We start from the raw sequence: 26,471 nt of genomic DNA on the forward strand, positions 1-26,471 counted from the left end.
GAGTGGTAGCTGAACATGTTGACACGAAAAATTGAATTATTAGTGGGTGTGTTTCTTTTAACAGGATTGGCCGCTTTTTTGGTCTTAGTCTTTAACGTCGCCAATATTGAAGTGAAAAGCAGCGATAGCACTTATACCATACAAGCCAATTTTACCAACATTGGTGGTTTGAAGGTGCGTTCGCCAGTCAAGGTTGGCGGTGTTGTCGTTGGCCGAGTGAGCAGCATAGATTTAGACCCAGTTAAGTTAGTGGCTGTGGTCACATTAGTGATGGACAAGCGTTACGATAAATTCCCTGAAACCAGTAGTTTAGCCATTTTGACTTCGGGTTTGTTGGGCGAACAATTCTTAGGGTTAACACCGGGTTTTGTCGACGATGATGTCAGTATGCTGAAAGATGGCGATAAGATTGACGACACTCGTTCGGCATTAGTGTTGGAGGAGCTGATTGGTCAGTTCTTATATAGTATGGGTTCGAAGGATAAATAGGGGTTACCGCTATGTTTAAAAACTTATCTCGTTTTTTATTGCCGTTAGTGATGGTTTTAGGGGCAACGAGCGCAGTTGCCGCTGATGTGGTTGTCGATACGACAGATCCGTATGCCATGGTGAAAGCCGTTGCCAATAAAACCTTCGATCGTTTTCATAAAGATAAAGCATTAATCGACGCAAATTCAGACCATTTAAAGGTGATTGTTCGTGAAGAACTCATGCCTTATGTCGATTATAAATACGCTTCTTATAAGGTATTAGGCCAATATCTTAAGGATTCAACCGAAGAGCAACGCAATCGTTTCGTCAATGCTTTTGAAGGTTATTTAATCTCTACTTATGCCCAAGCCTTTACTGAATATACTAATCAAAAAGTGGAATTCTCACCTGGGATTGATTTCAGCAAAGAGAAAATGGTCGATGTAAACGTGCAGATCATCGAAGCCGGTCGCCCACCGATTAAACTATTGTTTAAGGCGCGCCGTTTAAAGGATGACTCATGGAAGGCATTTGATTTAGTTGCCGAAGGTGTGAGCTTACTGTCTTCTAAGCAGTCGGAAATCTCTAATCTAATTCGCCAACAGGGTATCGATCCCGTGATTAAGATGCTCGAAGATCGCACTAAAGAGAAAGTGGTCATGAAGGCTAAGTCTGGGAAGTCACAGTCGTGATTGAATTTGTGCAACAGGGGACAGTTTGTCATCTTAAAGGGCGCATAACCCAAGCCGATGTCATTACACTTTGGCCACAGCGGCAACAACTGCTAAATGAGTCAACCCAGATATTGTCTCTGTCTGGGCTCGAATACAGTGATAGCGCTGGCATGGCATTTTTGCTGGCGTTAGTGCGTGAACATCGCAGCCAACTTGTATTGAGTTCTGCTTCACCACAACTTAAAAAACTAATTGATTTATATGATTTAGATGCCTTCTTTACCGAAGAAGCGCATTGAGAATAGGGTAATAGATTTCATGGAATGCAGCTTAATTGAACAGATTTTACGTGATGCGTTAGGGCTTGAAGAAGTTCACGCTAGCTCGGATGGTAGCCATTATAAAGTGATCGCCGTAGGTGAATGCTTCGATGGTATGAGCCGAGTCAAACAGCAACAAGCCATTTATGCACCGTTGACGGCACACATTGCCAGCGGTGAATTACATGCATTAACGATCAAAACTTTCACGCCGACTCAATGGAAACGCGAAAAAGTTTTCAACATGCCTAGCTAGTGAGGAAAAGTGGATAAACTAACAATTCAGGCAAGCCCCCCGCTTGCCGGTGATGTGATTATTTCAGGTGCTAAAAATGCAGCTTTGCCTATTCTGATGGCGGGTGTATTGGCTGAAACCGATTTTGTGGTTTCTAACGTGCCCAATCTACGTGATGTGAGTACGAGCTGTAAGTTATTACGCTGTCTCGGCGCTGAAGTGACTGAACTCGGTGACGGACAGATCCGCATTTCTACCACTAATCTGAATGAGTTTTGCGCTCCCTATGATCTAGTGAAAACCATGCGTGCTTCTATCTTGATCTTAGGGCCGTTATTGGCTCGTTATGGTACGGCTGATGTGTCATTGCCTGGCGGCTGTGCCATTGGCGCAAGACCAGTGAACTTGCACTTACATGGCCTCGAAATGATGGGCGCCAAGATTGAAGTGAAAGAAGGTTATATCAAGGCCCGTGTTGATGGTCGTCTTAAAGGCGCACATATCTTTATGGACATGGTGAGTGTTGGTGCCACCGAAAACTTACTGATGGCCGCAGCATTAGCCGATGGCGAAACCGTGATTGAAAACGCGGCACGCGAACCTGAAGTGATCGATCTCGCTAATTGCTTAATTGCCATGGGTGCAAAAATCACTGGTGTAGGCAGTGCGACATTGCGTATTCAAGGGGTTGAGCGTTTACAGGGCTGCAATTACCGAGTTATGCCAGATCGTATCGAAACCGGTTCCTTCCTCGTTGCTGCCGCGGTGACCCGTGGTCGTATTCGTTGTTTAAAAGCCGACCCTGCTTCACTGGAGTCGGTTATCGCAAAACTTGAAGATGCAGGCGCGACGATTACTACGGGCGAAGATTGGATTGAGCTCGATATGCAGGGTAAACGTCCGAAGGCGGTGAATATCAAGACGGCACCTTATCCTGGTTTCCCAACCGATATGCAGGCGCAGTTTTGTGTACTCAATGCCTTAGCACAAGGTACGGCAACCATAACTGAGACTATCTTCGAAAATCGTTTTATGCATGTGCCTGAACTTATCCGTATGGGCGCTACCATGGAGCTTGAAGGCAACACCTGCATCATTCAAGGGATTGAATCTTTAAGTGGTGCTCAGGTCATGGCGACGGATTTACGTGCGTCAGCGAGTCTAGTGATTGCTGGCTTAGTGGCCGATGGTAAGACGATTGTCGATCGTATCTATCACTTAGATCGTGGCTATGAGCATATTGAGAATAAGTTTCAAGGTTTAGGCGCACAGGTTGTGCGTATTCAGTGATCTGTTACTGACTTAAGCTAATTTTGCATCATTAAAAAACCAGCTAAAAGCTGGTTTTTTGTTTTCTGCAGTTGAGCGCGTAATACTAAGTGACACTCTAGTTATCGATCACAACCTTCTCATCGATAATCACAGGTAACTCTTGTTGTTTACCTTGGCGTATCACAGTCATCATCACTTTCTTACCCGGTGTGGTTTCAGCGATGCGGTCCATTAGCATCTCAACGCCTGGCACATCTTCACCATCGTATTTAATAATCACATCCCTTGGCATTAGCAGGGCACGGGCCGCAGGGCCATTAGGATCGACACCCGTAACGAGCACACCTTTGAGATCGGGTAGATTAAGGATTTGTGCCACGACAGGATTAATCGGCTCGCCAGAAATTCCTAAAGCGCCACGGATCACTCGACCATTTTTAATCAACTTACCCATAATGCTGTGGGCTAATTTAATCGGGATAGCGAAGTTAATCCCATGGCCGCCACCTTCTTCACCCACTTGGAATGCTGCGGTATTAATACCAATAAGGCTGCCGTTAGTGTCAATGAGTGCGCCACCCGAGTTACCTGCATTAATCGCTGCATCGGTTTGTAGGAAGTCTAAGTAACCTGAACTTAAGCCGTTACGCCCCGTGGCACTGATGATGCCTTGGGTAATGGTCTGGCCTAAATTGTAGGGATTACCAATAGCGAGTACGACATCACCGACTTGAGGCGGACTGTCGAGATTAACGGGGACAATCGGTAAGTTATCGCCTTCAATTTTAAGTACCGATAAATCGGTTTCAGGATCGAAGCCAACCACTTCAGAGGTAAATTTGCGTCCATCTTGCAGGGCGACAACAATCTCATCGGCTTTCTTAATGACATGATAATTAGTGAGAATATAACCTTCTTTACTCATTATCACCCCAGAACCTAGACCTTGAAGTGAGCCTGAATTAAGTGGGCGGTTCTGATCTATGCTGAGGCTATAAATATTCACAACCGCAGGAGCTGCACGGCGTACCGCCTTGGCAAAGGATAGCTCGACTGTGTTGTTGGCACGGGTTTGTAGCAGACTACTACCGAGGGATTGGTTATCGAAATAACGTGTCACCAATAAAAACATGGCCGCCATGATAAGGCCGAAAAGGGTGGCTTTACCGAGATATAACAGAGTGTCTTTTATAGTCATGGCAGGATGGATCTAGAAAAAGGTGAGTTAGATTAACATGTTTAATCGATGTAAGCATAGGGAACCTAAGCTCCCTATGCTTATCTATGGCAGAAAAAATGGCCTATTTTGTCGATTAACGTAGGACTAAATATAACATGCTCTTATCACGCATTATCTTCAGTGCAACGGCACCTTCTTGATCTTTAAGTTGTGCTTTCAGTGTCTTAAGATCTTTAATCGCAGTGCGGTTAATACCGACAATTACATCTCCTTTTAATAAGCCACTCATGGCCGCGGGTGAGCCTTGTGCGACATCGGTAATTTCAATGCCCTTAGATGAGTTTTCTAAGGACGCACCTTGCAGCATAGGATGCACGGCACCAGCCGCTGTTTCACTGGTTTGGCTCGCTTCACCTAAGGTCACTTTAACTGTTTTCTTATCACCGTCACGGATGAGTCCTAACTCAACGTTAGCACCTGCACCCATAGTGGCGACTTTAGCCCGCAGTTCTTGGAATGACTTAATACCACGGCCATCAACGCTGATGATAATATCACCTGCTTTTATACCAGCCTTCTCTGCGGCACTGCCCTTGGCTACTTCATTCACGAAGCCGCCGTGTTGAGTGTCTAAACCGAAACCTTGTGCGAGTTGGCTATCGAGATCACGTCCCGAAATACCTAATACACCGCGGCGTACTTCTCCGTGTTCGGCAATTTGTGCCACGAGGTTTTTCACCATATTAGCAGGGATGGCAAAGCCAATACCGACGTTACCGCCACCCGGTGCTACGATTGCCGTGTTAATCCCAATTAACTCGCCGTTAAGATTGACGAGTGCGCCACCCGAGTTACCACTGTTAATCGCGGCATCGGTTTGAATAAAGTTTTCCAGCATTTCAATGCCTAAGCCGCTACGGCCTAAAGCACTAACAATGCCCGAGGTGACGGTTTGACCTAAACCGAAGGGGTTACCAATGGCAACGGCAAAGTCACCTACGCGTAAATCATCGGAATCAGAGGCTTTGATTGCGACGAGATTTTTCGCTTCAATTTGCAATAATGCGATATCTGACTCTGAGTCAGTACCAATCAGTTTTGCTTTTACTTCACGGCCGTCATGAAGACCAACTTGAATATCATCAGCACCGTCAATCACATGGTTGTTCGTGACGATATAGCCTTTTTCTGCGTCAATAATGACGCCTGAGCCTAAGCCTCTAAAAGGACGTTCTTGCACTTGCTCTTGTGGCGCATTAGGGCCGAAAAAGTAACGGAAAACATCAGGTACTCTTTGCTTAGAAACATGAGTCCCCGTTACCGCTACTGATACGACTGCGGGCGTCGTACGCTCAAGCATAGGCGCAAGACTTGGAATGGATTGTCCCTCAACCGTCTGTGGAATGGCGGCCTGTGAGACGACAGGCATTATAGTCAGGGTCGCGGCTAACATTGCGGCTGAAAGTACAGATAATTTTGTTTTCATCTATTCATAACTCCAAATAAGGGTTGAAAGATCTGGATGTAATGCATCAGCAATCGTGCGAGTGCCAGATCAAATCTGTATCGGTACCGGCTATTTGCCTAGGTAATCACTCTGACTCGCACCTTATTGAAAAAGTTCATTATATTAATAAATGTTAATTTTTTTAGCCTATTTTGTCGGCTGTTTCATACTTGTTGCTGAACAGAAATCTGTGGGCGAGATTAGGATTTTTCAAGCCCTAATATCAGCAGATTTTGCCGATTAAAATGACCTACAGCATAGAGGCTTATTAGACGTTTGTATGCAGTTTAGCGTTAAGGTAAAAGTCGTATTCTGCATTAATATATCCTGCGTCATATTGGCCGTGCTAATATCGTCACAGTTTTAGTAAAGGACATAAGAGAATTTAAACGTGCCTCAGTTAAGCCCTTGGCAGCATTATCAAAAAGATCTTACTCGTGATGGTTTTTCCCATGATCCGGCTCAAGAAATTGCCGTTAAGGCGTTACAACGCGTCTATGAAGACTTAACTACGGCAGAAGAACCGAGTTCTATTGTGGGGAAATTGTTTAGCGCATTAGGCTTAAAATCGGCACCAGCATCACCTAAAGGCCTGTATCTTTGGGGCGGAGTTGGGCGCGGTAAAACCTACCTGATGGATACCTTTTTTGATGCCTTGCCTGGTGAACAAAAATTGCGGGCTCACTTCCACCGCTTTATGCATCAATTGCATTTAGATTTGGATGAGTTAAAAGGCGTTCGCGATCCTTTGTTGGTGATTGCGAAAAAGATGGCTGCAAAATATCGCGTTATCTGTTTCGATGAATTCTTTGTCTCTGATATTACCGATGCCATGCTATTAGGTACGCTGTTTCAAGCGTTATTTAAAGAAGGCGTTGTGCTGGTTGCAACTTCGAATATTATCCCCGACGACTTATATAAAAATGGCTTACAGCGCGCACGTTTCTTACCTGCGATAGCCTTAATTAATCAACATTGTGAAGTACTCAATGTGGATTCTGGCATTGACTATCGATTGCGTACCCTTGAGCAAGCAGAGATTTATCATCATCCGTTAGATGCACAAGCTGATGCCAATCTGATACGTTATTTTAGTCAGTTAGCGCCTGAGTCTGAGGTGCTTACTGGTGACATCGAAATAGAAGGCCGCAGTATTAGTATTCGGCAGCAGGCGCAGGGCGTATTGTTGGCCGATTTTAGAGCGCTCTGTGATGGTCCACGAAGCCAGCGTGATTACATGGAACTTGCGCGGATTTATCACACTGTCCTCGTGAGTGGCATAGAACAAATGGGCGCCTTTTTGACTGGCGATGACATCGCCAGACGTTTTTTAGCTATGGTCGACGAATTTTACGAGCGCAATGTAAAGCTGATTGTATCGGCTCAAGTGCCACTCGAAGATATTTATGCCGATGGTTTGCTTAACTTCGAATTTAGGCGTTGCCGTTCACGCTTAATTGAGATGCAATCCCACGATTATTTAAAAACCGAACACCTGCCGTAACCCAGTAGTGTAAGAGTTTTGCATTAGCTGCGGCCTTAAATCACCAGAGGCTTGTTAATCCTTAGGATGACAAGTCCAATTGGTCGATATTTTATAATTTTTATCAAAATATCAGGTGATTTTTAACTCAGCTTTGTCTATACTCCGCCACCTGCCCACGTTACTCCGCCAATTGGGCGGAAGTTGTAAGCCGAAGTCGGTGCTCGAAGGGGTACTAAAAAGGCAATTTTGTGTTGTTTGCAAATGCAGACAGCATGTGAGACAGAAAATTAACTTTGGGTTTTTGTAATAATGAAGACTTTTACTGCTACACCAGAAACTGTAACTCGTGACTGGTTCGTCGTCGACGCAGACGGCAAAACTTTAGGTCGTATCGCTACTGAAATCGCTGTCCGTTTACGCGGTAAGCATAAGCCAGAATACACTCCACACGTTGATACCGGTGATTACATCATCGTTGTTAATGCTGAAAAAGTGACTGTTACTGGTAACAAAGCGAAAGGCAAAACGTACTACTCGCATTCAGGCTTCCCTGGTGGCATTAAGCAAATCAGCTTTGAAAAGCTGCAAGCGCAAAAGCCAGAAATGATCATCGAGAAAGCAGTTAAGGGTATGTTACCAAAAGGTCCTCTGGGCCGTGCCATGTTCCGTAAACTGAAAGTTTACGCTGGCGCAGAACATAACCACACTGCACAACAACCTCAAGTTCTTGATATCTAAACGGGATTAAGCAAATGGCTGCAACTCAGTACTACGGCACTGGCCGTCGCAAAACCTCTACAGCTCGCGTTTTCGCTAAAGCAGGTAGTGGCAACATCGTTGTAAATCAACGTCCTTTGGATCAGTATTTTGGTCGTGAAACTGCTCGTATGGTTGTTCGTCAACCTTTAGAGTTAGTTGAAATGACTGACAAGCTGGACATCTATGTAACTGTTAAAGGCGGTGGTATCACTGGCCAAGCAGGCGCAATCCGTCACGGTATTACCCGTGCTCTGATGCAATTAGATGAAGCACTGCGTCCATCACTTCGTTCTGCTGGTTTCGTTACCCGTGACGCTCGTAAAGTTGAGCGTAAGAAAGTGGGTCTACGTAAAGCACGTCGTAAGCCACAATTCTCTAAGCGTTAATTCGTTTTTGGAATATCAAAAAACCCAGCCTATGCTGGGTTTTTTATTGGCTAAAAATTGACGGTATAAGAAAACTCTTTGGTTGGAGTATGCTGATATACAATAAATTTATATTAAGCGAGTGAGTTTGAGGTAAGCATGACTTTTCAAATTTTTATGCTAGCAGTGGCACTTGTGTTGGTTTTGGAAGGCCTTGGGCCATTATTATTCCCAAATAAATGGCGTCGTTATTTAAATGAACTCTCCCATCAAAATCAGCAAGTTATCCAGCGACTTGGTGGGGCATTAGTCACTGCTGGAGTCGTGATTTGGGTTATTTTTGCGTAAAAAATAGCCTGCTTGCCCTTATTAACTAAGATCTGTTAAAATTCTTTTTTAACCGCAACCTTGCAGCAAATAATGGGCAAAAACGTAGTTGTTCTCGGCACCCAATGGGGTGACGAAGGAAAAGGTAAGATTGTCGACCTTCTAACAGAACAGGCAAAATATGTAGTGCGCTATCAAGGCGGCCACAATGCTGGTCATACCTTGGTTATCGACGGTGAAAAAACCGTTCTTCATCTGATCCCATCGGGTATCCTGCGCGATAATGTGAAATGCATTATTGGCAACGGTGTGGTGCTTGCACCTGACGCCCTGATGAAAGAGATCAACATGCTGAAAGATCGTGGAGTTCCTGTTGAGGAACGTCTGTTGATCTCTGAAGCGTGTCCGCTGATCCTTCCCTTCCATTGTGCCCTTGATATTGCCCGTGAAAAAGCGCGCGGTAATAAAGCTATTGGTACAACTGGCCGTGGTATTGGACCTGCGTATGAAGACAAGATCTCTCGTCTCGGTCTGCGAGTAGGCGACCTGTTCAATGCTGAACTGTTTGCTGAAAAGCTGAAAGAAGTTATGAAATATCATAACTTTATGCTGACAGAGTACTATCAAGTCGAAGCGGTTGATTACGAGCAAACGCTAGCAGATGCTTTGGCTATGGCCGATTATCTGAAGAGCATGTGTGTTGATGTGACTGAACTATTGGATACTGCACGTAAAGCCGGTGAGCCAATTCTGTTCGAAGGCGCTCAAGGTACATTACTCGACATTGACCACGGAACATACCCATTTGTAACCTCTTCAAATACCACTGCCGGTGGTGTTGCGACGGGTTCAGGTTTTGGTCCGCGTCACTTAGACTATGTCTTAGGTGTCATGAAGGCTTACACCACTCGCGTAGGTGCAGGTCCATTCCCAACTGAACTATTATGTGAAGTCGGTGATCATTTAGGTACTAAAGGTCATGAGTTTGGTGCAACAACGGGTCGTAAGCGTCGTCCAGGTTGGTTGGATGCTGTAGCAATGCGCCGCGCAGTTCAAATCAACAGTGTTAGCGGCTTCTGCTTGACTAAGTTAGATGTACTTGATGGTCTGAAAGAAGTGAAGATTTGTGTCGGTTATCAGAATCCTGATGGCACTATCTCTAAAGTCACTCCGCTGGCCGCTGAAGGTTATGAACTGGTTACGCCGGTTTATGAAACTATGCCGGGTTGGAGCGAGTCGACTTTTGGCGCGACATCAATTGAGCAACTGCCTCAAGCAGCGATCAATTATATCAAGCGTCTTGAAGAGTTATTAGAAACACCAATCGACATTATCTCTACGGGTCCTGATCGTAACGAAACCATGATTTTGGTTAATCCGTTCAATTAAGATCTGTTAAGGCCGTGTTTCACGGCCTTTTTCTCTGCTTCTTTATGCCTTTCTCTGTTTTATTCTGCGGTTAGAAATTCAGCTCAAGCTCAAGAAATAGGTTATACTGCCGATGCAAGTATTCATCCTACTGTCATTGAGAGTCGTTATGCTACGTACAGCACTCGTTGCGCTACTGCCTTTAGTATCTTCAATGTGCTTTGCTGAAACGCAGGCGGTGGATATTTATAGTCAAGATCAATTGCTTGATTTGATCCGTAGCAATCAATACTTAGCGAAAGTGAAACGTGATGATTGCCAGTTAGTCCAAGACATTGAGGCGCGAGCCCAAGTCTTAAAACAGCCTTTATATCAATTCCTTTGGGGCGAAATGCTCAATCATGGAACGTGTGTGAAGGCTAACCCTGTGAAGGGTATTGCTTTGTTACGTGACTCGGCCGAACAAGGTAGCTCAGAAGCGATGTTAAAGCTTGCCGAGTATTATCAGAGTGGGAAATTTGTCATCCGCAATAAAGACAGAGCAGTGCATTATTTACTGCCTGCGGCTGCAAGTGGCAGTTTATCCGCTCGTATGATGTTAGTTCGTTTATTCGGTGAAGGTTATGGTAGTCCTAGGGATTACGAGATGGCCTATCACTGGTTATATAACGATGTATTTGCGGACGAGGCGACTAAGAATAAAGCCTTGTCTTTACTGCAGGTGTTAGCAGCTAAAATGCCCCCCAGTGCAGTGGCGCGGGCCCAGCAAGAACAGTTGCGAACCCGTTAAGTGGTCTCTTAATCTAGAGACACATTATTTGGATATTGAATGATCAAAGACCCTCATTTTGAGCGTGAACAGGATAAGTACGAAAACCCTATCCCAAGCCGTGAGTATATTCTCGATTACTTACGTTCTCAAAAATCACCTATCACTCGTGACAGCATTGCCGCGGCGTTAAACATCCAAGAGGAAGAACAACTTGAGGCCCTGCGCCGTCGCCTACGTGCGATGGAACGCGATGGCGAACTTGTGTTCACCCGTGGGCAGAGCTATGGCTTACCCGAGAAAATGGATCTGATCCCCGGCACAGTGCTCGGACACAGAGAAGGCTTCGGCTTTTTCAAACCCGATGAAGGCGGTGATGACTTATTTATTTCGAACCGCGACATGCTGATGTATTTCCACGGTGATAAAGTGCTGGCGCAAAAAGCAGGCACAGATCGTCGTGGTCGTCGCGAAGCACGTTTGGTACGTTTGATCCAGCCGCGCAGTGCTGCAATTGTTGGCCGTTATCATGTTGATAGCGGTATGGCATTTGTCATTGCCGATGATAAGCGTATAACCCAAGAAATCTTAGTCGCGAATGAAGATCGCAACGGCGCCCGTCAAGGCGATGTGGTTGTGGTTGAATTAACGCGTCGCCCAGGTCGTTTTGTTAAGGCTGCGGGTAAAGTGACTGAAGTGCTTGGTAAGCAAATGGCGCCGGGGATGGAAATCGAAATCGCCCTGCGTAACTATGACTTACCCCATACTTGGTCACCTGTGATCGAGAAGAAACTGCGCCGTATTCCCGATGAAGTAACCGACGCCGATAAAGTCGGTCGTGTGGATTTACGTCATCTGCCATTAGTGACTATCGACGGTGAAGACGCCCGCGATTTTGACGATGCCGTGTATGCGGAGAAAAAAGCCGGTGGCGGCTGGCGTTTATGGGTTGCGATTGCCGACGTCAGTTATTATGTGCGTACCGATTCTGCCTTGGATACCGAAGCGCGTGCCCGTGGTAACTCTGTGTATTTCCCATCGCAAGTGATCCCTATGCTGCCGGAGAAAATCTCTAACGGCCTATGTTCGCTTAATCCCCACGTCGACCGTTTATGTATGGTCGCCGAGATGACCGTATCTGCTAAAGGTAAGTTATCAGGTTATAAGTTTTATCCGGCTGTGATGTATTCCCATGCCCGTTTCACTTATACCCAAGTGGCAGCAATGTTAGAAGGCGGCCCCATTGCGCCTGAGCATGAGGCTTTGTTCCCGCATTTGCAGTGTTTACAGTCATTGTATTTAGCGCTCGATGAGCAAAGAGCCGAGCGTGGTGCGATTGCGTTTGAAACCATGGAAACGCAGTTCATTTTCAATGAGCAGCGCAAGATTGATAAAATCGTGCCGCGTGGCCGTAATCAAGCCCATAAAATCATTGAAGAATGTATGATTTTAGCCAACGTTTCTGCAGCTAAGTTTGTGAAGAAACACAAAGGCGAAGTCTTGTATCGTGTGCATGAAGCGCCATCCGAGCAAAAATTGGCGAACTTTAAAGAGTTCCTTGCTGAGCGTGGTTTGACTATGCCTGGCGGACTTGAGCCAACGCCGTCAGATTATCAGAATGTGATGTTGCAAATTGCCGACCGCCCTGATGCTGAACTTATCCAAGTGATGTTACTGCGCTCTATGCGTCAGGCAATTTACACTCCGGATAACGAAGGTCACTTCGGTTTGGCTTTAGAAGAATATGCGCATTTTACCTCGCCCATTCGCCGCTATCCGGATTTAGTGTTACATCGTGTGATCCGTTATTTACTGGCGAAGGAAAGAGGCGAAGCCACTGAGAAGTGGACGCAGGATGGTGGCTATCACTATCAGCTCGATGAGCTCGACCAATTAGGCGAAGAGTGTTCGACCACAGAACGTCGTGCCGATGAAGCGACTCGCGATGTTAGCGATTGGCTCAAGTGCGAGTTTATGCAAGATCACGTCGGCGATACCTTTGAAGCTGTGATTGCCTCAGTGACCAGTTTTGGTTTGTTTGTGCGCTTAAATGAACTGTTTATCGATGGCTTAGTGCATATCTCAAGTCTTGGTAGCGATTACTACCAATTCGATCCTATGCGTCAACGTCTTATCGGTGAGCACACAGGTCAAGTTTATCAAGTCGGCGATCCTGTGACGGTTAAGGTCGCTGCAGTCAACTTAGATGACAGACAGATTGATTTGGTTATGCTGGGTGATGACGGCAAAGGTGGTAAACGTAAAGCATCTGCCAGCCGTGATAAGCCGATGACAGCCCGTGAGCGCGTTAATCGTGAAGGCGCTAAGCAAGGTAAAGCAGGCAAAACCGCGGCATCTAGCGCCAAAGCTGAAACAGGCAAAACCAAACCTAAGGCCAAAGCTGGCACTAAAGCTAAAAAAGCAGCAGTAAAAGATCCGGCTAAAAAGCCAAAAGCCGCTAAGCGGAGCACGAGAAAGAAATAAATGAAAAAACAAGATATTATTTTTGGGATCCACGCAGTTGAAGCCCTGTTAAAACACAGCCCTGAGCGCATTATTGAGTTGTGGCTGTTACAAGGTCGTGACGATGAGCGCTTAACTGTGCTGGCCGATCAGGCCAAAGCCTTTGGCACGACGATTCAAGTCGCTTCTCGTAAAGCCTTAGATGACAAAGCGGAAAGCAGCCAACATCAAGGCATAGTCGCGCGCGTTAAAGCGGCGAAAGTATTGAATGAGCAAGATTTAGATGTGCTGCTTGCTAACACTGAGCAAGCATTCCTGTTGATCTTGGATGGTGTGACGGATCCCCATAACTTAGGCGCTTGCCTACGTAATGCTGATGCGGCTGGCGTGCAAGGTATTATCGTGCCTAAAGACAATTCAGTTGGCTTAACTGCGACTGTGAGTAAAGTGGCATGTGGCGCTGCGGAAACAGTGCCTTTATTCCAAGTGACTAATCTTGCGCGCACTATGCGTCACCTGCAGGATAAAGGTGTGTGGATTGTGGGCACTGCGGGCGAGGCAGATTGCGAGCTTTATCAAGCGGATCTCAAGGGGTCATTGGCGATTGCTATGGGAGCGGAAGACAAAGGCTTACGCCGATTAAGCCGTGAGTCTTGCGATTCACTGATCTCTATCCCTATGGCCGGTAGTGTGTCTAGCTTGAACGTATCGGTTGCAACGGGTATTTGCTTGTTTGAAGCTGTGCGTCAGCGTCGTAGCTAATATGCTCACGTTTGCCTGATCTCACACATGCAGTATCAGGCTTGAAGTAACAACCTGCAGTAACAACTGGTCGTAATAAAAAGGCGGATTAACGATATAAAGTTAATCCGTTTTTTATTGGCCTTTTTTACGTCAGCGCTTTGTCTAGGTTAACCTGATTGCTATCAGTTTCATCTATTTGAGCCGCTTCAGGCTCTGCTTGCTCAATATCGAAACTAAAGGCGAGTTGTTCCTCATTATCATCGATAATATCGTCATCGACGCCATCGGCCCCTAAATCATGCTCCGATTCATCTAAGTTAGCGCTTGGCGTCATATGCTCTTGAATTGATTTAACATCAACCCGTGGGTCCAACGCTGCCGCCAGTGGTGACGAGACTAAGTCGCCCGTCGCCATTATGTAGTCTTGGGTGACATTGGTTTCGACTTTTTGCTGTGAATGTACATAACGTAAACGCACAAAGAGTATTAAGGTACAGGCTGACATAAAGCCATATAACATGTTATTGCCAAACCATTGCATTAATGTCGATGCGATAAGCGGACCGATACTGGCGCCTAAGCCGAAGGTTAATAATATTGTTGCTGATAAGCCTACCCGCTCATTTTGCTCTACTCGAGAGTTGGCAAGCGCTGTGGCGAGCGGATAGAAAGTGAAACCTAAAATACCAAATAGGAAAGTCATCACCAGTGAAATCACCGGATGATAGGGGGTTAAGGCGATAGCTAAGGCTAAGATACCGAGCAATATACAGTTGATACGGATAAGGCGACTGCGGGACATAATGTCGGACAATTTTCCCATTGGCCATTGTGCCAGTAATCCCGCTAAAATCGTTGCCGTCATATACGTGGCGACTTTTTCAGGTGGTAAACCTAAGTTACTGGCGTAGGCGGGAGCGAGACCATAAAACGAACCCACTATCATGCTACCAATCGCGATTGTCGTGAGTGCTTGTGGCGCTTTTTTCCAGTAATAGGCAATTTTGAGTGGGGCAGGCACTAAGGGCGCAGGGTGAAGACGACGCGTGAGTGAAATCGGTACGATACAGAGTGAAAAACAAATTGCGATAAGCAGTAGTGGCTCTAGTCCTAATTCGGGGAAAATACTGATCGCACCTTGGCCCAAGATTAAGCCGAAGTAAGATACGATCATATAACTCGCAAACACTGTGCCCCTTTGATTACTTTCAGCTTGTTCGTTAAGCCAACTTTCTAACACCATGTATTGGCACATCATCCCCATACCGACCACGAGTCTGAGGAGCAGCCAAACCGCTAGCTCATCCACGAGTGCATGGCCTAATGCCGATGCCGCAACTATGCCTGCACTGGCGACAAAGGCGCGGATATGGCCCACTTGAGCGATAAGTCGATGACCAATCTTAGAGCCTGCCACTAGGCCAACATAGTAGGCCGACATCATGCCGCCAATCCATATTTGTGGCACATTCATTACTGAGAGCCTGAGCCCAAGATAGGTGGTAAGCAAGCCGCCGGCTAATACCATTAATAATGTGGTGCTATATAAAGAGGCGAAAGTGCGCAGCGGATTAGTCATATACAACTCCGAAAACACAAACTAGATTGATAATGAGGAGTGAGTATATCAGGGGTTAGTGTTTATGTTGTGTTGCAAATTGTTGGTAAATCTTGATTAATTGCGCATTTCTGCTCAAAAAATCACTGAATTATGTCGGAACAACTCAAGGGGATGCTTGTGAAGCATTCACATAGACGCCAGCCGAGTAGGCTATTAGCGTCATGTTAGTCTATGTATTTCGTCGTATTTTTTAAAAGGAGTTATCTAAAAGTGTAAAGCAAGTTGAAGGTGGTGATGGTATCCATGGGTTGGCTTCCTTCTGGTACCACTTCAGTGTATTTGATGTTCATACCGATCTTAAATGCCCAATCTTGGAACACCAGATTTTTATAGTTCATATCTAAGGTGAGGGTGTTGTTGTTCTCGCCTACTTCCGCGGTGAGATCGGCATTGAGACTGCTGTATTCCTGTAGTTTTTGAGAGAATTTGGCAGCGGTACGAAGAATGACATCTTTTTCGGCATCAGGGCTGGGGATGGTTACCGATTCTGCAGGTAAGTTATATCGATAACCTGGGCCGAACTCGAGACTGAGTTTTGTTTTATAACTACTGATAGCATTGAAACCGTAACCACTCGAAAGAGTCGATATTTGCGTGTAACTACCGAATTGATCCCAAGTAAAATCACCACGTCCGAAGACATAACCCTTAGTCAGTTTATAGTTCGATTGTAACTGTAGCTCATATTTTTCGGAGGTTGTTTGACTTTTTTCTGAGGCAAAATAGGCTTTTAGTGTGGCTTCTTGCTTGGTTTGCTTTGTATCGTAAATCAGTTGGGTTCGACCATTAAAACTGCTGGATTCGGTATTGCCTGTGTTCAGTTGCAAGCCGGCTTCGATTTCCGCGGTAAAATCGCTGGGCGGTTCCTGATAATCAGGTGGAACAAGCGCAAGTGCTGGAAATGAAAGGAAAAACAAACTGATTGGCGCAATAACTTTTAGCATTATGTTTTATTCTTGGTTAGCTGATTTCAGACGTCCGAATGTAGGCGAACCGCCATCATACCTGTATTGATTGGCGAGGCAAAGTTATTGCTTGAGTTTCTGGCTTGCTTTCTGTACTATCTCGCGCTCAAATCAGTCACTATTTTTCGTTCCTTGCCTCCATTTGGTTTGACTGAGCCAATACCGAGGCTACATAACCGTAAGGAGCAATAAATGCGTCATTACGAAATCGTATTTATGGTTCACCCAGATCAAAGTGAACAAGTACCAGGTATGATTGAGCGTTACACAGGTGTTATCACCGAAGCTAACGGCACAATCCACCGTTTAGAAGATTGGGGCCGTCGTCAACTGGCTTACCCAATCCTTGACCTGCATAAAGCTCACTACGTTCTGATGAACGTTGAAGCTAAAGCAGAGACGATCGAAGAGCTAGAAACAGCTTTCCGTTTCAACGACGCAGTTCTGCGTAACATGGTAATGCGTACTAAAGTTGCCGTTACTGAAGCATCTCCAATGGCTAGAGCTAGAGATGAGCGCGATTCACGTCGTGGCCCAGCTGGCGAACGCTCATATGATGAAGCTCACGCTGAAGAAATCGCTGAGTAAGGTAATCTGTGACCACCAATAACTTGGTGTTGTCAGGAACGATAACTCGTTCAAGACGCTTTAAAAGCCCAGCAGGTATTGCACACAGTGTAATTATGTTGGAACACAAATCGCAGCGTTATGAAGCCGAAATGCTCCGCAACGTCTACGTACAAATTCAAGTGATATTGAGTGGCCCACGCTTTGAAAGCGTCGCAGAAGATCTGAAAGCAGGTGTGGAAGTACAAGTGCAAGGCTTTATGACGCTTCAACAGGGGCGTAATGGTCAGAACCGCTTAGTCATCCATGCCGAAAATGTCGAATTGAAAACTTAGGAGACTGTCAACATGGCACGTTATTTCCGTCGTCGCAAGTTCTGCCGTTTCACCGCTGAAGGTGTTACAGAAATTGATTACAAAGATATCGTTACTTTAAAGAACTACATCACTGAAAGCGGCAAGATTGTTCCTAGCCGTATCACTGGTACTAGTGCTAAATATCAGCGCCAACTAGCTCGCGCTATCAAGCGTGCTCGTTATCTTTCTCTACTGCCATACACTGATTTACATCAGTAATTGCAGTATTCCTAATCGAATATAGAGGATTTGATAATGAACGTTATTCTGCTTGATAAAATCGCTAACCTAGGCAACTTGGGTGACCAAGTTACTGTTAAAGCTGGTTACGCTCGTAACTACCTTTTGCCACAAGGTAAAGCTGTTGTTGCTAACGAAAGCAACGTTAAAGTATTTGAAGCTCGTCGCGCTGAATTAGAAGCTAAATTAGCTGCTGAATTAGCTGCTGCTAACCTACGTGCTGAGAAAATCACTGCACTGGAAGCTGTTGTTATTGCTTCTAAAGCGGGTGATGAAGGCAAACTGTTTGGTTCAGTTGGCAACCGTGACATCGCTGATGCAGTGACTGCTGCTGGTGTTGAGCTGGCTAAATCAGAAGTTCGTTTACCATTAGGCGCTCTGCGTACTACTGGCGACTTTGAAGTTGAAGTTCAGTTACACACTGAAGTTAAAGCTGTTGTTAAAGTTTCTATCGTTGCAGAAGCTTAATTACTCCTTGCTTTAATCTTAAGAGAAACACCGCTTCGGCGGTGTTTTTTTATAGCTGAAATTTAGGTTTTGATATCGGCTCTGCGATGGATTTAAGCGATAGGTGATACGCGCCTACTCATTCAATCTCATCATCCCAAAGTGTATTCGCTGCTAAAATACGAGCCCAAATAAAAGCCGCTTACTGCATAACAGTGAGCGGCTTTTTGTTTAGAGCAACGGATTTAGCTCAAGGTATTAATTTCTCACTAAATCCAATTCTTGGATTAAGTTATCGGCATGGTCGACTTCATCCATCATCCACAGGATATAGCGAATATCCACGTGCACTGCACGGGTGATGGTTGGGTTGAAGAACCAATCTTTAGTGATAGCTTCATAGGTTGAGTCGAAGTTAAGGCCCACTAACTCACCTTTTCCGTTGAATACTGGTGAGCCGGAGTTACCACCTGTGGTATCCACACTCGATAAGAAGTTAACAGGTACTGAGTTAAATTCTTCTGGTTTATCTAAACAAGAGAAGAGTCTGCAAATCCAGCCGCGGGGATCTTGATAAACCGACTTCACCAGATGATCGCCAAAACGTTGTTCGCTAATCGCATCGAGGAGTTTTTTCGGCGCATTATAGGGCTCAACGCCTGTGTGTTTTGCGACTATGCCATCAAGACGAGTAAACGGCTGTTTATAGAGCGCATCACGTGATTGATAACCATCAACCATGCCATAGCTGATCCGTAGCGTACCGTTGGCGTCAGGATAGACTGGCCAGTTGTTTGCTTTGTAGTATTCGATCACGGCCGCCATATAATCAGGGCGAGCACTAGACAGCTTGCCGTCTAAGATTTTTTCTGACTTTTCCTGTGCCATATTCGTGTCATAAAGTGCTACGGCTAAACGAATAAAGGGATCTGCACTGGTTTCGAAAGCGCTAGCATCGGCATTCATCCACGCAAGGCGCTTAGCTTGGTCTGTGAGCGTAGTGAGTGAGTACAAACCATCGAGTTTAGCTGCGAGATCGGCATCTTTCGTGTTCACATTTAGCATCTCATCGAGTGCTGCTACGCGATTTGATTGGCTAAGGTAAGCATTTAAATCCTGTAGCCACAAAGTCTTATCAACAGTGACATCAAAACTTGAATCGATACGTTTAAGACGTGAGCTTAACATAGCAATATCACGTTCTTGGTAGCCTTGCTCACGCTCGGCATCGGGCTTTTGTTTTTCTTTAGCAAGACGGTAGAGGCTGTTTGCTGCGGTTAACAATGTGCTAGATTGGGCATTGGTAAAGTAGTAATTACTTTGGAATGCTTGTTGTTGCTCGGCGAGTAACACTTCTAACTCAGCAATGAGATTTTGATTTAGCTTAGGGTTTTGTTTAAGCCAAGCTAAAAAATTATCTTCACGGCTTTGCTTAATGCCAATGATATCCGTTGCTTTAAAACCCGCTAATAGGCCGTTGAGTTTCTTCATCCGGTTGGCCATTGAGGCCATATTACCTGCGTACTTAATGGCGATATCGGCATCTTTTTGTCCCATAGCCTCGATAGTATCAATCTGTAATTGATAACGCTTAGCTTGGGTTGGGTACAACCAATCACTGGCAAATTTAAGTTCACTGGTCAGGTTGTAACGGCTAGTCGTGCCTGGGTAACCCGCCACAAACACGCCATCACCGGCTTTTACGCCATCGGCATTGACCTTAAGGTAGCTCTTTGGCTGGTAAGGAATATTATCGTCGCTATAAGCAGCAGGTTTGCCATCTTTACCCACATAAGCTCGTAGGAAGGCAAAATCACCCGAATGGCGTGGATATTCATAGTTATCAATATCGCCACCATAGCCCCCAACACTTTCAGGTGGTGCGTAGACTAAGCGCACATCGCGGATCATCAATTGCTTGATTAAGTAGTATTCTAAGCCGTTATGGAAACTGCGCACATTACAACGATAGTTAGCATCGGCTTCACAGCTTTTGATGAGCGCTTTACTGTGATTTTGAATGTCTTCGTAACGACTTAGCGGGTCTTGGCTGAGGTCTTTATTGATTTGCGCGGTGACATTGGTCACTGCTTCTGTGATGTATAAACGTTCGTTAGGACCGGCAGAGGGTTCCTTGTCCATCGATGTTGCTAAAAAGCCTTGTTCTAGGTAGTTATGCTCTTGCTTAGTGTTATATTGTATCGCCTTGTAGGCACAATGGTGGTTTGTCACAACTAGCCCTTGGGGGGAGACAAAACTGGCGGTACAATAGCCCAGCCCAACCACAGCGTTCATTGGATAACTTGTCAGATCGGCCAGTTTTTCTGCCGGAATATCAATTCCGCGTTCACTGAGTTTGTCTGCAATTGAAGGCATTTGATAAGGTTGCCATTGTCCTTCGTCGGCAGTTGCTATGCCGGATGTCAGTACTAAGGCCGCAACCAATGCAATACGCATGTTCTTTCCTTATTGATTGTTAGAGTGTCCGTTGGAATGAAATAACAGGCGAGTGTAAACATCCTGTTTGCTTGACGCGGGTTTTATATCATATTTTGTTAAGTTGTTGGAAATCGGGAGCGTTAATGTCACAACAAGGTGCTTTTAAGCCTAAAAGTAAGCCAAGAGATTTGCAGCTTGATGGACTCAAGCTGCCACCGCATTCAATTGAGGCTGAACAATCGGTATTAGGCGGCTTGATGTTAGATGCCGAAGCGTGGGACAGGGTAGCTGAGGCTGTCGTAAAAGAGGATTTTTACTCTCGCTCACATAAGATGATCTTTTCTGCCATGCACAGATTGGTCGATTTAGGGCAACCGATCGATTTGATCACTGTTTCTGAACAGCTCGAAGTTGAGAACCAATTAGAAGATGCCGGTGGTTTTGCCTATTTAGGTGAGATTGCGAAAAATACCCCAAGTGCGGGTAATATTTTATCTTACGCTGAAATCGTCCGTGAACGTGCTGTCGTTCGTGACATGATCCGCGTCGCGCATGAGATTGCCGATGCGGGCTATAACCCAGAAGGTCGGGACTCGGGTGAATTACTCGACCTGGCTGAGAGTAAAGTATTTAAGATCGCCGAGATGCGAACCAATGCTAATGAAGGTCCCGAAGGCATTAAAACCATTCTGGAAAAAACCGTCGATAAGATTGAGCAGCTTTATAACAACCCCCATAACGGTGTGACTGGAGTTTCGAGCGGCTTTAACGATTTGGATAAGATGACCGCTGGTTTCCAGTCTGGCGACTTGATTATCGTTGCTGCGCGTCCTTCTATGGGTAAAACCACCTTTGCGATGAACTTGTGCGAACAGGCCGCAATGAATGAAGATAAACCCGTACTTATTTTCAGTCTCGAGATGCCGTCAGAACAGATTATGATGCGTATGCTGGCCTCCTTGGGCCGCGTTGATCAAACCAAAATCCGTACTGGTCAACTCGATGATGAAGATTGGGCGCGGGTTTCATCGACCATGGGTATCATGCTCGAACAAGGTAAAATGTATATTGATGATGGTTCGGGATTAACCCCGACAGAAGTTCGCAGCCGCGCGCGTCGTATCGCCCGTGAGTACGGTGGTTTATCTATGATCATGATAGATTACCTGCAGTTAATGCAGGTGCCCGCCTTAAAAGATAACCGTACCTTAGAAATTTCTGAAATTTCACGCTCGCTGAAAGCATTAGCCAAAGAGTTGGAAATCCCGATTATTGCCCTGTCGCAGCTTAACCGCTCGCTCGAACAAAGGGCCGATAAACGTCCTGTTAACTCGGATTTACGTGAATCAGGCGCTATCGAGCAAGATGCGGATCTCATCATGTTTATTTATCGCGATGAAGTGTATAACAACGATTCTCAAGATAAAGGCACGGCAGAAATCATCATTGGTAAGCAACGTAACGGCCCCATTGGTCGGGTGCGGCTCACTTTCCAAGGGCAATTTTCGCGTTTCGATAATTATGCTGGGCCGCAGTTTGAAGAAGATTAATTGACGTTTAAAAACAGTCAGTTTGCGTTTGCAGAAGATGAGCTGTATTGATGTATTTTTTATTTCCTGAGTAAACAAGGTAAATTTTGAACCCTTTTCCCCGTGCAGAAATTAGCAGTAGTGCACTGCAAACCAATCTCGCTGCGTTGCGTCAACAGGCACCAGCGAGTCGTGTGATGGCCGTCGTTAAAGCGAACGGTTATGGTCATGGATTATTGAATGTCGCTAATTGTTTAGTTAGTGCCGATGGCTTTGGCCTAGCACGATTGGATGAGGCCTTAGAATTACGAGCGGGCGGCGTGATAGCGCGTTTATTGTTACTAGAAGGTTTTTTCCGTGCCACCGATCTTCCGTTACTCGTCGGGCATGATATTGACACTGTAGTGCACCACTGTTCTCAGCTTGAGATGTTAGAGCAAACTGTGTTGTCAAAACCTGTCACTGTCTGGCTTAAAGTGGATTCAGGCATGCATCGTTTAGGTTTTACGCCCGAACAATTTTCAACGGTTTACGCAAGGTTAATGGCCTGTCCCAATGTGGCAAAACCGATCCATTTGATGACACATTTTGCCTGTGCGGACGAGCCTGAAAACACCTATACCTCAGTACAGATGGCGGCTTTTAATACGTTAACGGCAGGCTTGCCCGGATTTAGAACCTTAGCAAACTCTGCTGGTGCCTTGTATTGGCCTCAGAGCCAAGGCGATTGGATCCGTCCTGGTATCGCACTCTATGGTGTATCTCCTGTTACTGGTGATTGCGGTGCGAATCACGGGCTAGTTCCTGCGATGGAATTGGTATCACAGTTGATTGCGGTACGGGATCATAAAGCCAATCAGCCAGTGGGCTATGGTTGTTTCTGGACCGCGAAGCAAGATACTCGTTTAGGCGTAGTGGCGATTGGTTATGGTGATGGTTATCCTCGCAATGCACCGGAAGGCACACCCGTGTGGGTCAATGGTCGCCGCGTACCCATAGTCGGCCGTGTTTCTATGGACATGTTGACTGTTGACTTAGGCCAAGGGGCACAAGATAAAGTTGGGGATAGTGCATTGCTGTGGGGTAAGGCATTACCCGTGGAGGAAGTCGCTGAACATATTGGCACTATCGCTTACGAATTAGTCACTAAGCTTACGCCAAGGGTTGCTGTTTGCTTAGCTTAACCCTGACAGATGGAATTATTCTGGGACACTTTTTAGTAAGAAAAGGGTGATTAAACACCGTTTTCTTTTATGTAAAGTGTCAGGATGAATAATTGCCACTACACGAATGGTTACTGCAAATAACACTATGAATTATAGTTATTTGTTAGCGGGAGAAGTGTCGAACCTGTAGGGCTGAGATAGACAAAATAGTGGTTTGCAGTTCACAGTTGGCGACGCAATATGTTTTGGACCTGAGGATGAAGCTGTGCTGAACTGGTGTTAGGCGGCAAAATAGACGATAAAAATACCTCAATTCAGGTTACGGTAAACCAGCCGTTCTGATCTTTGTTATCTGGCTTTAAATAAGCGAATGAAACATAAGATCCAGAGCGACAGGATATTTAATGTATTTTGAGCTGACTGGCTTGATGCATTTTAGCTATTAGTTTTCAAAACATATTTCAATATAAGCAGTACCATGCGGGCTTGTAAATGGCATGATAATCTTAGTGCCATTAGCTTTATGGGAAATAGTATGGCCTTTTCCTGATACGACCATAGGAGTGGCCATTTCAAATTCATAACCTTTTTGACCCAAAAGATTTTTTGCGCCACCAGTCACCATATTCGTAATTTCGCCTACTAAGTCAGTCACTTCCTCGTTAATTTTACCCGGGTTTTCGCCCAGCATATTCTGCATTATCTGCAAAACAAGCTTTTGTTCGAAGGTAATCGACAGTGATCCTTTTGTTTGGGGTCCTACAAGACCGATTAGGCCGGATACATCACCCTTTGCTAAGTTATCTACTTTGATTTGGGGTTTGCCCGGCGTCAAATCCATGCTCGCCATCGTAGATATGACATTGAGCAAAGATTGGAGGAAAGGATTAATAAAATTAACGTTCATGCCTAAGTTTGTCCTCTTTTGAGCCTAAACCATGGAGTAATGGCATTGCTTAAGGCTATTAGAAAAGTTGCTTATCGACAGCAATCTTGATCACACTCTATCAGCTTAGATGAGACAGCTATAAATGTGAGGCTAATTTAAAGATATTCTTATCATTTATCTGAGTTATAGGCCGCTAAAGCTCCATATAACCGTGCCCTTTATTGTTTAGACCGTTTTGTATGATGGTTTATAAGTTTGCTTGGAAGACACTTATCGTCAAATAGCGTTGTTTTACGTCTTATACATACAAAAATGGGCTGCATTAGCCCCATTCATAGTGGCTCATGAGTGCCGATGCTGCAAAGTTTTTTAGCCTTTTTATGGAGTAACTCGACTTTTATTTGCACTTGAACTTGTGAGAAGGCGTTGCTACTCAACTCTCTATCCCATCGCGTCTTACGTAATCCCATTTTATATGGCTATTTTCGGCATTGTGGAGTGCTATCAAAAAGGCGTCTTGGCCTTGAGTGTCTTAGCTGACTTTGTAAAAGTACGATGTTCGCTGTAAACTGTCTCACTTTTTTGCTTCACCCTAACGACGCATTTGTAGTGTGTTGTTCAGTACGTGTTTTCAGGTCAATTACTGGGAACACCATCTTGAGCGCTCAATCTTATAATTTGGGATACCTCACAGGATGCCCGGCAATTAGACAAATGCACAAATGTGTAAAAACAGCTTAAAATGTGAGCGTGATGATTCAATCTAAAATGAGTAAAAACCCTGTTATATCAGCTATTCCAATCGTTAGGACCTTTTCCATTGCGCCCATGTTGGACTTGACGGACCGTCATTATCGTTATTTTGCACGTTTGATGTCGGCTAATGCTTTGTTATATACGGAGATGGTGACAATAGGAGCGATATTGCATGGTCGCGGTGATTACTTGGCGTATAACCAAGAAGAACATCCTTTGGCGTTGCAGTTAGGTGGCTCTAATCCCTTAGATTTGGCTCGTTGCGCTAAACTCGCTGCTGAGCGAGGCTACGATGAAGTTAACCTCAATGTGGGTTGTCCTTCCGATCGAGTGCAGAATGGTCGCTTTGGCGCGTGTTTGATGGCGGAACCTGAGTTAGTGGCTGAGTGTGTTGACGCCATGAAACAAGTCGTTGATATTCCTGTGACTGTGAAAACGCGTATCGGAATTGATGAACAAGATAGTTATGCGTTTTTAACCCAGTTTATTGATGTGGTCAGTGCAAAAGGGTGTACGGATTTTACTATCCATGCGCGTAAGGCGTGGCTTCAAGGGTTAAGCCCAAAAGAGAATCGCGAGATCCCGCCGCTCGATTATGAGCGTGTGTATCAACTTAAGCGTGATTATCCTGCACTTAATATTGGTATTAATGGCGGCGTAACAACTCTCGAGCAAGCACAAGTTCATTTAGTGCAGCTCGATGGAGTAATGATGGGGCGCGAGGCTTATCAGAATCCTTATATTCTGGCGCAGGTGGATCAAATATTGTGTGGCAGTCAAAAAGCAGTGATCAGCCGCGAGGCTGTGATTGAGGCTATGTTGCCTTATATCGAAGCACATTTGCAGTCGGGTGGGCGACTTAATCATATTACTCGCCATATGATCGGGTTATTCCAAGGCTTACCGGGTGCCCGTGCGTGGCGCCGTTATTTGAGCGAAAATGCCCATAAAAACGGCGCTGGGATAGAAGTGGTAAAGCAGGCTTTTCAGAATATTCAGGCTGAAGTTGTAGAGTAATTCCACTCGACTTAAAAGATGGTGAAATTTACTAATTTGAGTAGTATTTTTCACCACTTGTTATTTTTCAATCCATCCCTATATCTCATTTTGTCCACATAAATTTTTTAAAATGATTAAAATCATAATCTTAAAAATATTTTTATAAGTTGGCACGCAGTTTGTAATAGTCCCTTCGTCAAGTTAATTAATCGAAAGGGATGCCATCATGTTTACGTTAACCATTAAAAAATCAGTACAAATGAGTGTGTTATTAGGCGCGTTAGTCGGTAGCGTTGCAGCACACGCAGAAGCCGCACCAATATCAGATGTTGTGGGAACTATTGAGCAAACATTAACTGCGCAGACACAAGAGTTGTTCGTCAGTGTAAAGCGTGAATTTGTGATGTCATTGCAAACACAACTGGCTGAAAGTATTTATGACTTCAACAGTCAACTTAGCTTAAACGCTGAAAATAAAGGTGAATCGGCAGGTGTCGATGAATATAGCGCTAAGTAAAGGATCTGCTTATGTGGTTTGTAGTACCTTTGATGACATT

The 26,471-nt window shown here is 45.1% G+C and carries 27 protein-coding genes; 21 read left to right on the forward strand and 6 right to left on the reverse strand.

All coding sequences use genetic code 11. The features are described 5' to 3' along the window. The first annotated feature begins 15 nt into the window (after nucleotides 1–15). The 5 genes from mlaD to murA are packed head-to-tail and all read left to right on the forward strand — an operon-like array spanning nucleotide 16 to nucleotide 2,990. A complete protein-coding gene (gene mlaD / locus HUB64_RS13465; protein WP_028759401.1) occupies nucleotides 16–489 on the forward strand; it encodes an outer membrane lipid asymmetry maintenance protein MlaD in 474 nt (157 codons plus the stop codon). Nucleotides 490–500: 11 nt separating this feature from the next. Beyond that, entirely contained in the window at nucleotides 501–1,163 is a 663-nt protein-coding gene (locus tag HUB64_RS13470; RefSeq protein ID WP_105251397.1) for a phospholipid-binding protein MlaC, read from the forward strand. After that, nucleotides 1,160–1,444 (forward strand): lipid asymmetry maintenance protein MlaB, encoded by a 285-nt coding sequence (locus HUB64_RS13475; protein ID WP_105251398.1) that lies wholly within the window; start codon nucleotides 1,160–1,162, stop codon nucleotides 1,442–1,444. Before HUB64_RS13470 ends, HUB64_RS13475 begins: the two co-directional genes overlap by 4 nt. Before the next feature lie 19 nt (nucleotides 1,445–1,463). Continuing rightward, nucleotides 1,464–1,721: a BolA family protein gene (locus HUB64_RS13480; RefSeq protein ID WP_006086065.1), complete on the forward strand. Its 258-nt coding sequence runs from the start codon at nucleotides 1,464–1,466 to the stop codon at nucleotides 1,719–1,721. Nucleotides 1,722–1,730: 9 nt separating this feature from the next. Continuing rightward, complete coding sequence (gene murA / locus HUB64_RS13485) at nucleotides 1,731–2,990, forward strand: UDP-N-acetylglucosamine 1-carboxyvinyltransferase (RefSeq protein ID WP_105251399.1); 1,260 nt, start codon at nucleotides 1,731–1,733, stop codon at nucleotides 2,988–2,990. A 97-nt stretch (nucleotides 2,991–3,087) separates the two neighbouring features. Here the strand turns inward: murA and degS are convergent, their stop codons facing one another. Together degS and degQ are read right to left on the reverse strand one after the other, a co-directional pair. After that, nucleotides 3,088–4,170: an outer membrane-stress sensor serine endopeptidase DegS gene (gene degS / locus HUB64_RS13490; protein WP_105251400.1), complete on the reverse strand. Its 1,083-nt coding sequence runs from the start codon at nucleotides 4,168–4,170 to the stop codon at nucleotides 3,088–3,090. A 115-nt stretch (nucleotides 4,171–4,285) separates the two neighbouring features. Next, complete coding sequence (gene degQ, locus HUB64_RS13495; RefSeq protein WP_173246892.1) at nucleotides 4,286–5,638, reverse strand: Do family serine endopeptidase DegQ; 1,353 nt, start codon at nucleotides 5,636–5,638, stop codon at nucleotides 4,286–4,288. A gap of 412 nt (nucleotides 5,639–6,050) precedes the next feature. Here degQ and zapE point away from each other — a divergent pair, with 412 nt between their 5' ends. From zapE to rlmB, 8 genes are all read left to right on the forward strand, one after another. Further along, a complete protein-coding gene (zapE, locus tag HUB64_RS13500; RefSeq protein WP_168825494.1) occupies nucleotides 6,051–7,163 on the forward strand; it encodes a cell division protein ZapE in 1,113 nt (370 codons plus the stop codon). Between the two features lie 291 nt (nucleotides 7,164–7,454). Beyond that, nucleotides 7,455–7,883, forward strand: coding sequence for a 50S ribosomal protein L13 (rplM, locus tag HUB64_RS13505; RefSeq protein ID WP_105251403.1), 429 nt, complete (start codon nucleotides 7,455–7,457; stop codon nucleotides 7,881–7,883). Nucleotides 7,884–7,897: 14 nt separating this feature from the next. Further along, nucleotides 7,898–8,290 (forward strand): 30S ribosomal protein S9, encoded by a 393-nt coding sequence (rpsI, locus tag HUB64_RS13510; protein ID WP_006083052.1) that lies wholly within the window; start codon nucleotides 7,898–7,900, stop codon nucleotides 8,288–8,290. 138 nt (nucleotides 8,291–8,428) lie between these two features. Further along, on the forward strand, nucleotides 8,429–8,617 hold the full coding sequence (locus HUB64_RS13515) for a DUF2065 domain-containing protein (RefSeq protein WP_105251404.1): 189 nt from the start codon (nucleotides 8,429–8,431) through the stop codon (nucleotides 8,615–8,617). Between the two features lie 72 nt (nucleotides 8,618–8,689). Beyond that, a complete protein-coding gene (locus HUB64_RS13520) occupies nucleotides 8,690–9,985 on the forward strand; it encodes an adenylosuccinate synthase (protein ID WP_173497175.1) in 1,296 nt (431 codons plus the stop codon). Nucleotides 9,986–10,097: 112 nt separating this feature from the next. Then, nucleotides 10,098–10,754 (forward strand): flagellar protein MotX, encoded by a 657-nt coding sequence (gene motX, locus HUB64_RS13525; protein WP_113939975.1) that lies wholly within the window; start codon nucleotides 10,098–10,100, stop codon nucleotides 10,752–10,754. A 39-nt stretch (nucleotides 10,755–10,793) separates the two neighbouring features. Further along, nucleotides 10,794–13,217 carry a ribonuclease R gene (rnr, locus tag HUB64_RS13530; RefSeq protein WP_173497176.1) on the forward strand — a complete coding sequence of 808 codons (2,424 nt, stop codon included), beginning with the start codon at nucleotides 10,794–10,796 and terminating at the stop codon, nucleotides 13,215–13,217. Further along, nucleotides 13,218–13,958, forward strand: coding sequence for a 23S rRNA (guanosine(2251)-2'-O)-methyltransferase RlmB (gene rlmB, locus HUB64_RS13535; protein ID WP_028759536.1), 741 nt, complete (start codon nucleotides 13,218–13,220; stop codon nucleotides 13,956–13,958). A gap of 127 nt (nucleotides 13,959–14,085) precedes the next feature. Here rlmB and HUB64_RS13540 read toward each other — a convergent pair whose 3' ends face one another. Further along, nucleotides 14,086–15,519 (reverse strand): MFS transporter, encoded by a 1,434-nt coding sequence (locus tag HUB64_RS13540; protein ID WP_173497177.1) that lies wholly within the window; start codon nucleotides 15,517–15,519, stop codon nucleotides 14,086–14,088. A 242-nt stretch (nucleotides 15,520–15,761) separates the two neighbouring features. Continuing rightward, entirely contained in the window at nucleotides 15,762–16,505 is a 744-nt protein-coding gene (locus HUB64_RS13545; protein WP_168825486.1) for a YdiY family protein, read from the reverse strand. Nucleotides 16,506–16,718: 213 nt separating this feature from the next. Between HUB64_RS13545 and rpsF the strand changes: the two genes are divergently transcribed. Genes rpsF through rplI form a run of 4 tightly spaced genes read left to right on the forward strand, consistent with a single transcriptional unit; the run spans nucleotide 16,719 to nucleotide 18,157 of the window. Continuing rightward, the gene (gene rpsF / locus HUB64_RS13550; RefSeq protein ID WP_105251410.1) at nucleotides 16,719–17,114 is read left to right on the forward strand and encodes a 30S ribosomal protein S6; all 396 of its coding nucleotides are present in this window, start codon (nucleotides 16,719–16,721) and stop codon (nucleotides 17,112–17,114) included. A gap of 8 nt (nucleotides 17,115–17,122) precedes the next feature. Beyond that, nucleotides 17,123–17,428: a primosomal replication protein N gene (priB, locus tag HUB64_RS13555; protein WP_105251411.1), complete on the forward strand. Its 306-nt coding sequence runs from the start codon at nucleotides 17,123–17,125 to the stop codon at nucleotides 17,426–17,428. A 12-nt stretch (nucleotides 17,429–17,440) separates the two neighbouring features. Then, the gene (gene rpsR / locus HUB64_RS13560) at nucleotides 17,441–17,668 is read left to right on the forward strand and encodes a 30S ribosomal protein S18 (protein WP_169563989.1); all 228 of its coding nucleotides are present in this window, start codon (nucleotides 17,441–17,443) and stop codon (nucleotides 17,666–17,668) included. 36 nt (nucleotides 17,669–17,704) lie between these two features. Further along, nucleotides 17,705–18,157 carry a 50S ribosomal protein L9 gene (gene rplI, locus HUB64_RS13565; RefSeq protein WP_113939970.1) on the forward strand — a complete coding sequence of 151 codons (453 nt, stop codon included), beginning with the start codon at nucleotides 17,705–17,707 and terminating at the stop codon, nucleotides 18,155–18,157. 237 nt (nucleotides 18,158–18,394) lie between these two features. Here rplI and HUB64_RS13570 read toward each other — a convergent pair whose 3' ends face one another. Then, a complete protein-coding gene (locus HUB64_RS13570; protein ID WP_173246879.1) occupies nucleotides 18,395–20,593 on the reverse strand; it encodes a S46 family peptidase in 2,199 nt (732 codons plus the stop codon). 125 nt (nucleotides 20,594–20,718) lie between these two features. Between HUB64_RS13570 and dnaB the strand changes: the two genes are divergently transcribed. Together dnaB and alr are read left to right on the forward strand one after the other, a co-directional pair. Then, nucleotides 20,719–22,125, forward strand: a complete 1,407-nt coding sequence (gene dnaB, locus HUB64_RS13575) for a replicative DNA helicase (protein WP_105251415.1) — start codon at nucleotides 20,719–20,721, stop codon at nucleotides 22,123–22,125. A gap of 86 nt (nucleotides 22,126–22,211) precedes the next feature. Further along, nucleotides 22,212–23,288 carry an alanine racemase gene (gene alr / locus HUB64_RS13580; protein WP_173497178.1) on the forward strand — a complete coding sequence of 359 codons (1,077 nt, stop codon included), beginning with the start codon at nucleotides 22,212–22,214 and terminating at the stop codon, nucleotides 23,286–23,288. A gap of 424 nt (nucleotides 23,289–23,712) precedes the next feature. On the opposite strand, the gene HUB64_RS13585 is transcribed toward alr, so the two are convergent. Then, complete coding sequence (locus HUB64_RS13585; protein ID WP_105251417.1) at nucleotides 23,713–24,177, reverse strand: chemotaxis protein CheX; 465 nt, start codon at nucleotides 24,175–24,177, stop codon at nucleotides 23,713–23,715. 735 nt (nucleotides 24,178–24,912) lie between these two features. On the opposite strand from HUB64_RS13585, the gene dusA reads away from it, so the two are divergent. Next, nucleotides 24,913–25,932: a tRNA dihydrouridine(20/20a) synthase DusA gene (gene dusA, locus HUB64_RS13590; RefSeq protein WP_254451420.1), complete on the forward strand. Its 1,020-nt coding sequence runs from the start codon at nucleotides 24,913–24,915 to the stop codon at nucleotides 25,930–25,932. Between the two features lie 208 nt (nucleotides 25,933–26,140). After that, nucleotides 26,141–26,431: a hypothetical protein gene (locus tag HUB64_RS13595; RefSeq protein WP_173497179.1), complete on the forward strand. Its 291-nt coding sequence runs from the start codon at nucleotides 26,141–26,143 to the stop codon at nucleotides 26,429–26,431. The last annotated feature ends 40 nt before the right edge of the window (nucleotides 26,432–26,471 follow it).

Source organism: Shewanella sp. ISTPL2 (assembly GCF_013283205.1).
Lineage (GTDB): Bacteria > Pseudomonadota > Gammaproteobacteria > Enterobacterales > Shewanellaceae > Shewanella > Shewanella oncorhynchi.

Excerpts from the sequence above, each read along its gene's own strand:
- dnaB (WP_105251415.1), top strand. The coding sequence starts at position 20,719 with ATGTCACAACAAGGTGCTTTTAAGCCTAAAAGTAAGCCAAGAGATTTG.
- rpsR (WP_169563989.1), top strand. The coding sequence starts at position 17,441 with ATGGCACGTTATTTCCGTCGTCGCAAGTTCTGCCGTTTCACCGCTGAA.
- degS (WP_105251400.1), bottom strand. The coding sequence starts at position 4,170 with ATGACTATAAAAGACACTCTGTTATATCTCGGTAAAGCCACCCTTTTC.
- rplI (WP_113939970.1), top strand. The coding sequence starts at position 17,705 with ATGAACGTTATTCTGCTTGATAAAATCGCTAACCTAGGCAACTTGGGT.
- HUB64_RS13585 (WP_105251417.1), bottom strand. The coding sequence starts at position 24,177 with ATGAACGTTAATTTTATTAATCCTTTCCTCCAATCTTTGCTCAATGTC.
- HUB64_RS13515 (WP_105251404.1), top strand. The coding sequence starts at position 8,429 with ATGACTTTTCAAATTTTTATGCTAGCAGTGGCACTTGTGTTGGTTTTG.
- HUB64_RS13595 (WP_173497179.1), top strand. The coding sequence starts at position 26,141 with ATGTTTACGTTAACCATTAAAAAATCAGTACAAATGAGTGTGTTATTA.
- rplM (WP_105251403.1), top strand. The coding sequence starts at position 7,455 with ATGAAGACTTTTACTGCTACACCAGAAACTGTAACTCGTGACTGGTTC.
- HUB64_RS13470 (WP_105251397.1), top strand. The coding sequence starts at position 501 with ATGTTTAAAAACTTATCTCGTTTTTTATTGCCGTTAGTGATGGTTTTA.
- HUB64_RS13540 (WP_173497177.1), bottom strand. The coding sequence starts at position 15,519 with ATGACTAATCCGCTGCGCACTTTCGCCTCTTTATATAGCACCACATTA.
- rlmB (WP_028759536.1), top strand. The coding sequence starts at position 13,218 with ATGAAAAAACAAGATATTATTTTTGGGATCCACGCAGTTGAAGCCCTG.
- HUB64_RS13480 (WP_006086065.1), top strand. The coding sequence starts at position 1,464 with ATGGAATGCAGCTTAATTGAACAGATTTTACGTGATGCGTTAGGGCTT.
- motX (WP_113939975.1), top strand. The coding sequence starts at position 10,098 with ATGCAAGTATTCATCCTACTGTCATTGAGAGTCGTTATGCTACGTACA.
- rpsI (WP_006083052.1), top strand. The coding sequence starts at position 7,898 with ATGGCTGCAACTCAGTACTACGGCACTGGCCGTCGCAAAACCTCTACA.
- degQ (WP_173246892.1), bottom strand. The coding sequence starts at position 5,638 with ATGAAAACAAAATTATCTGTACTTTCAGCCGCAATGTTAGCCGCGACC.
- rpsF (WP_105251410.1), top strand. The coding sequence starts at position 16,719 with ATGCGTCATTACGAAATCGTATTTATGGTTCACCCAGATCAAAGTGAA.
- mlaD (WP_028759401.1), top strand. The coding sequence starts at position 16 with ATGTTGACACGAAAAATTGAATTATTAGTGGGTGTGTTTCTTTTAACA.
- HUB64_RS13570 (WP_173246879.1), bottom strand. The coding sequence starts at position 20,593 with ATGCGTATTGCATTGGTTGCGGCCTTAGTACTGACATCCGGCATAGCA.
- rnr (WP_173497176.1), top strand. The coding sequence starts at position 10,794 with ATGATCAAAGACCCTCATTTTGAGCGTGAACAGGATAAGTACGAAAAC.
- dusA (WP_254451420.1), top strand. The coding sequence starts at position 24,913 with ATGATTCAATCTAAAATGAGTAAAAACCCTGTTATATCAGCTATTCCA.
- HUB64_RS13545 (WP_168825486.1), bottom strand. The coding sequence starts at position 16,505 with ATGCTAAAAGTTATTGCGCCAATCAGTTTGTTTTTCCTTTCATTTCCA.
- HUB64_RS13520 (WP_173497175.1), top strand. The coding sequence starts at position 8,690 with ATGGGCAAAAACGTAGTTGTTCTCGGCACCCAATGGGGTGACGAAGGA.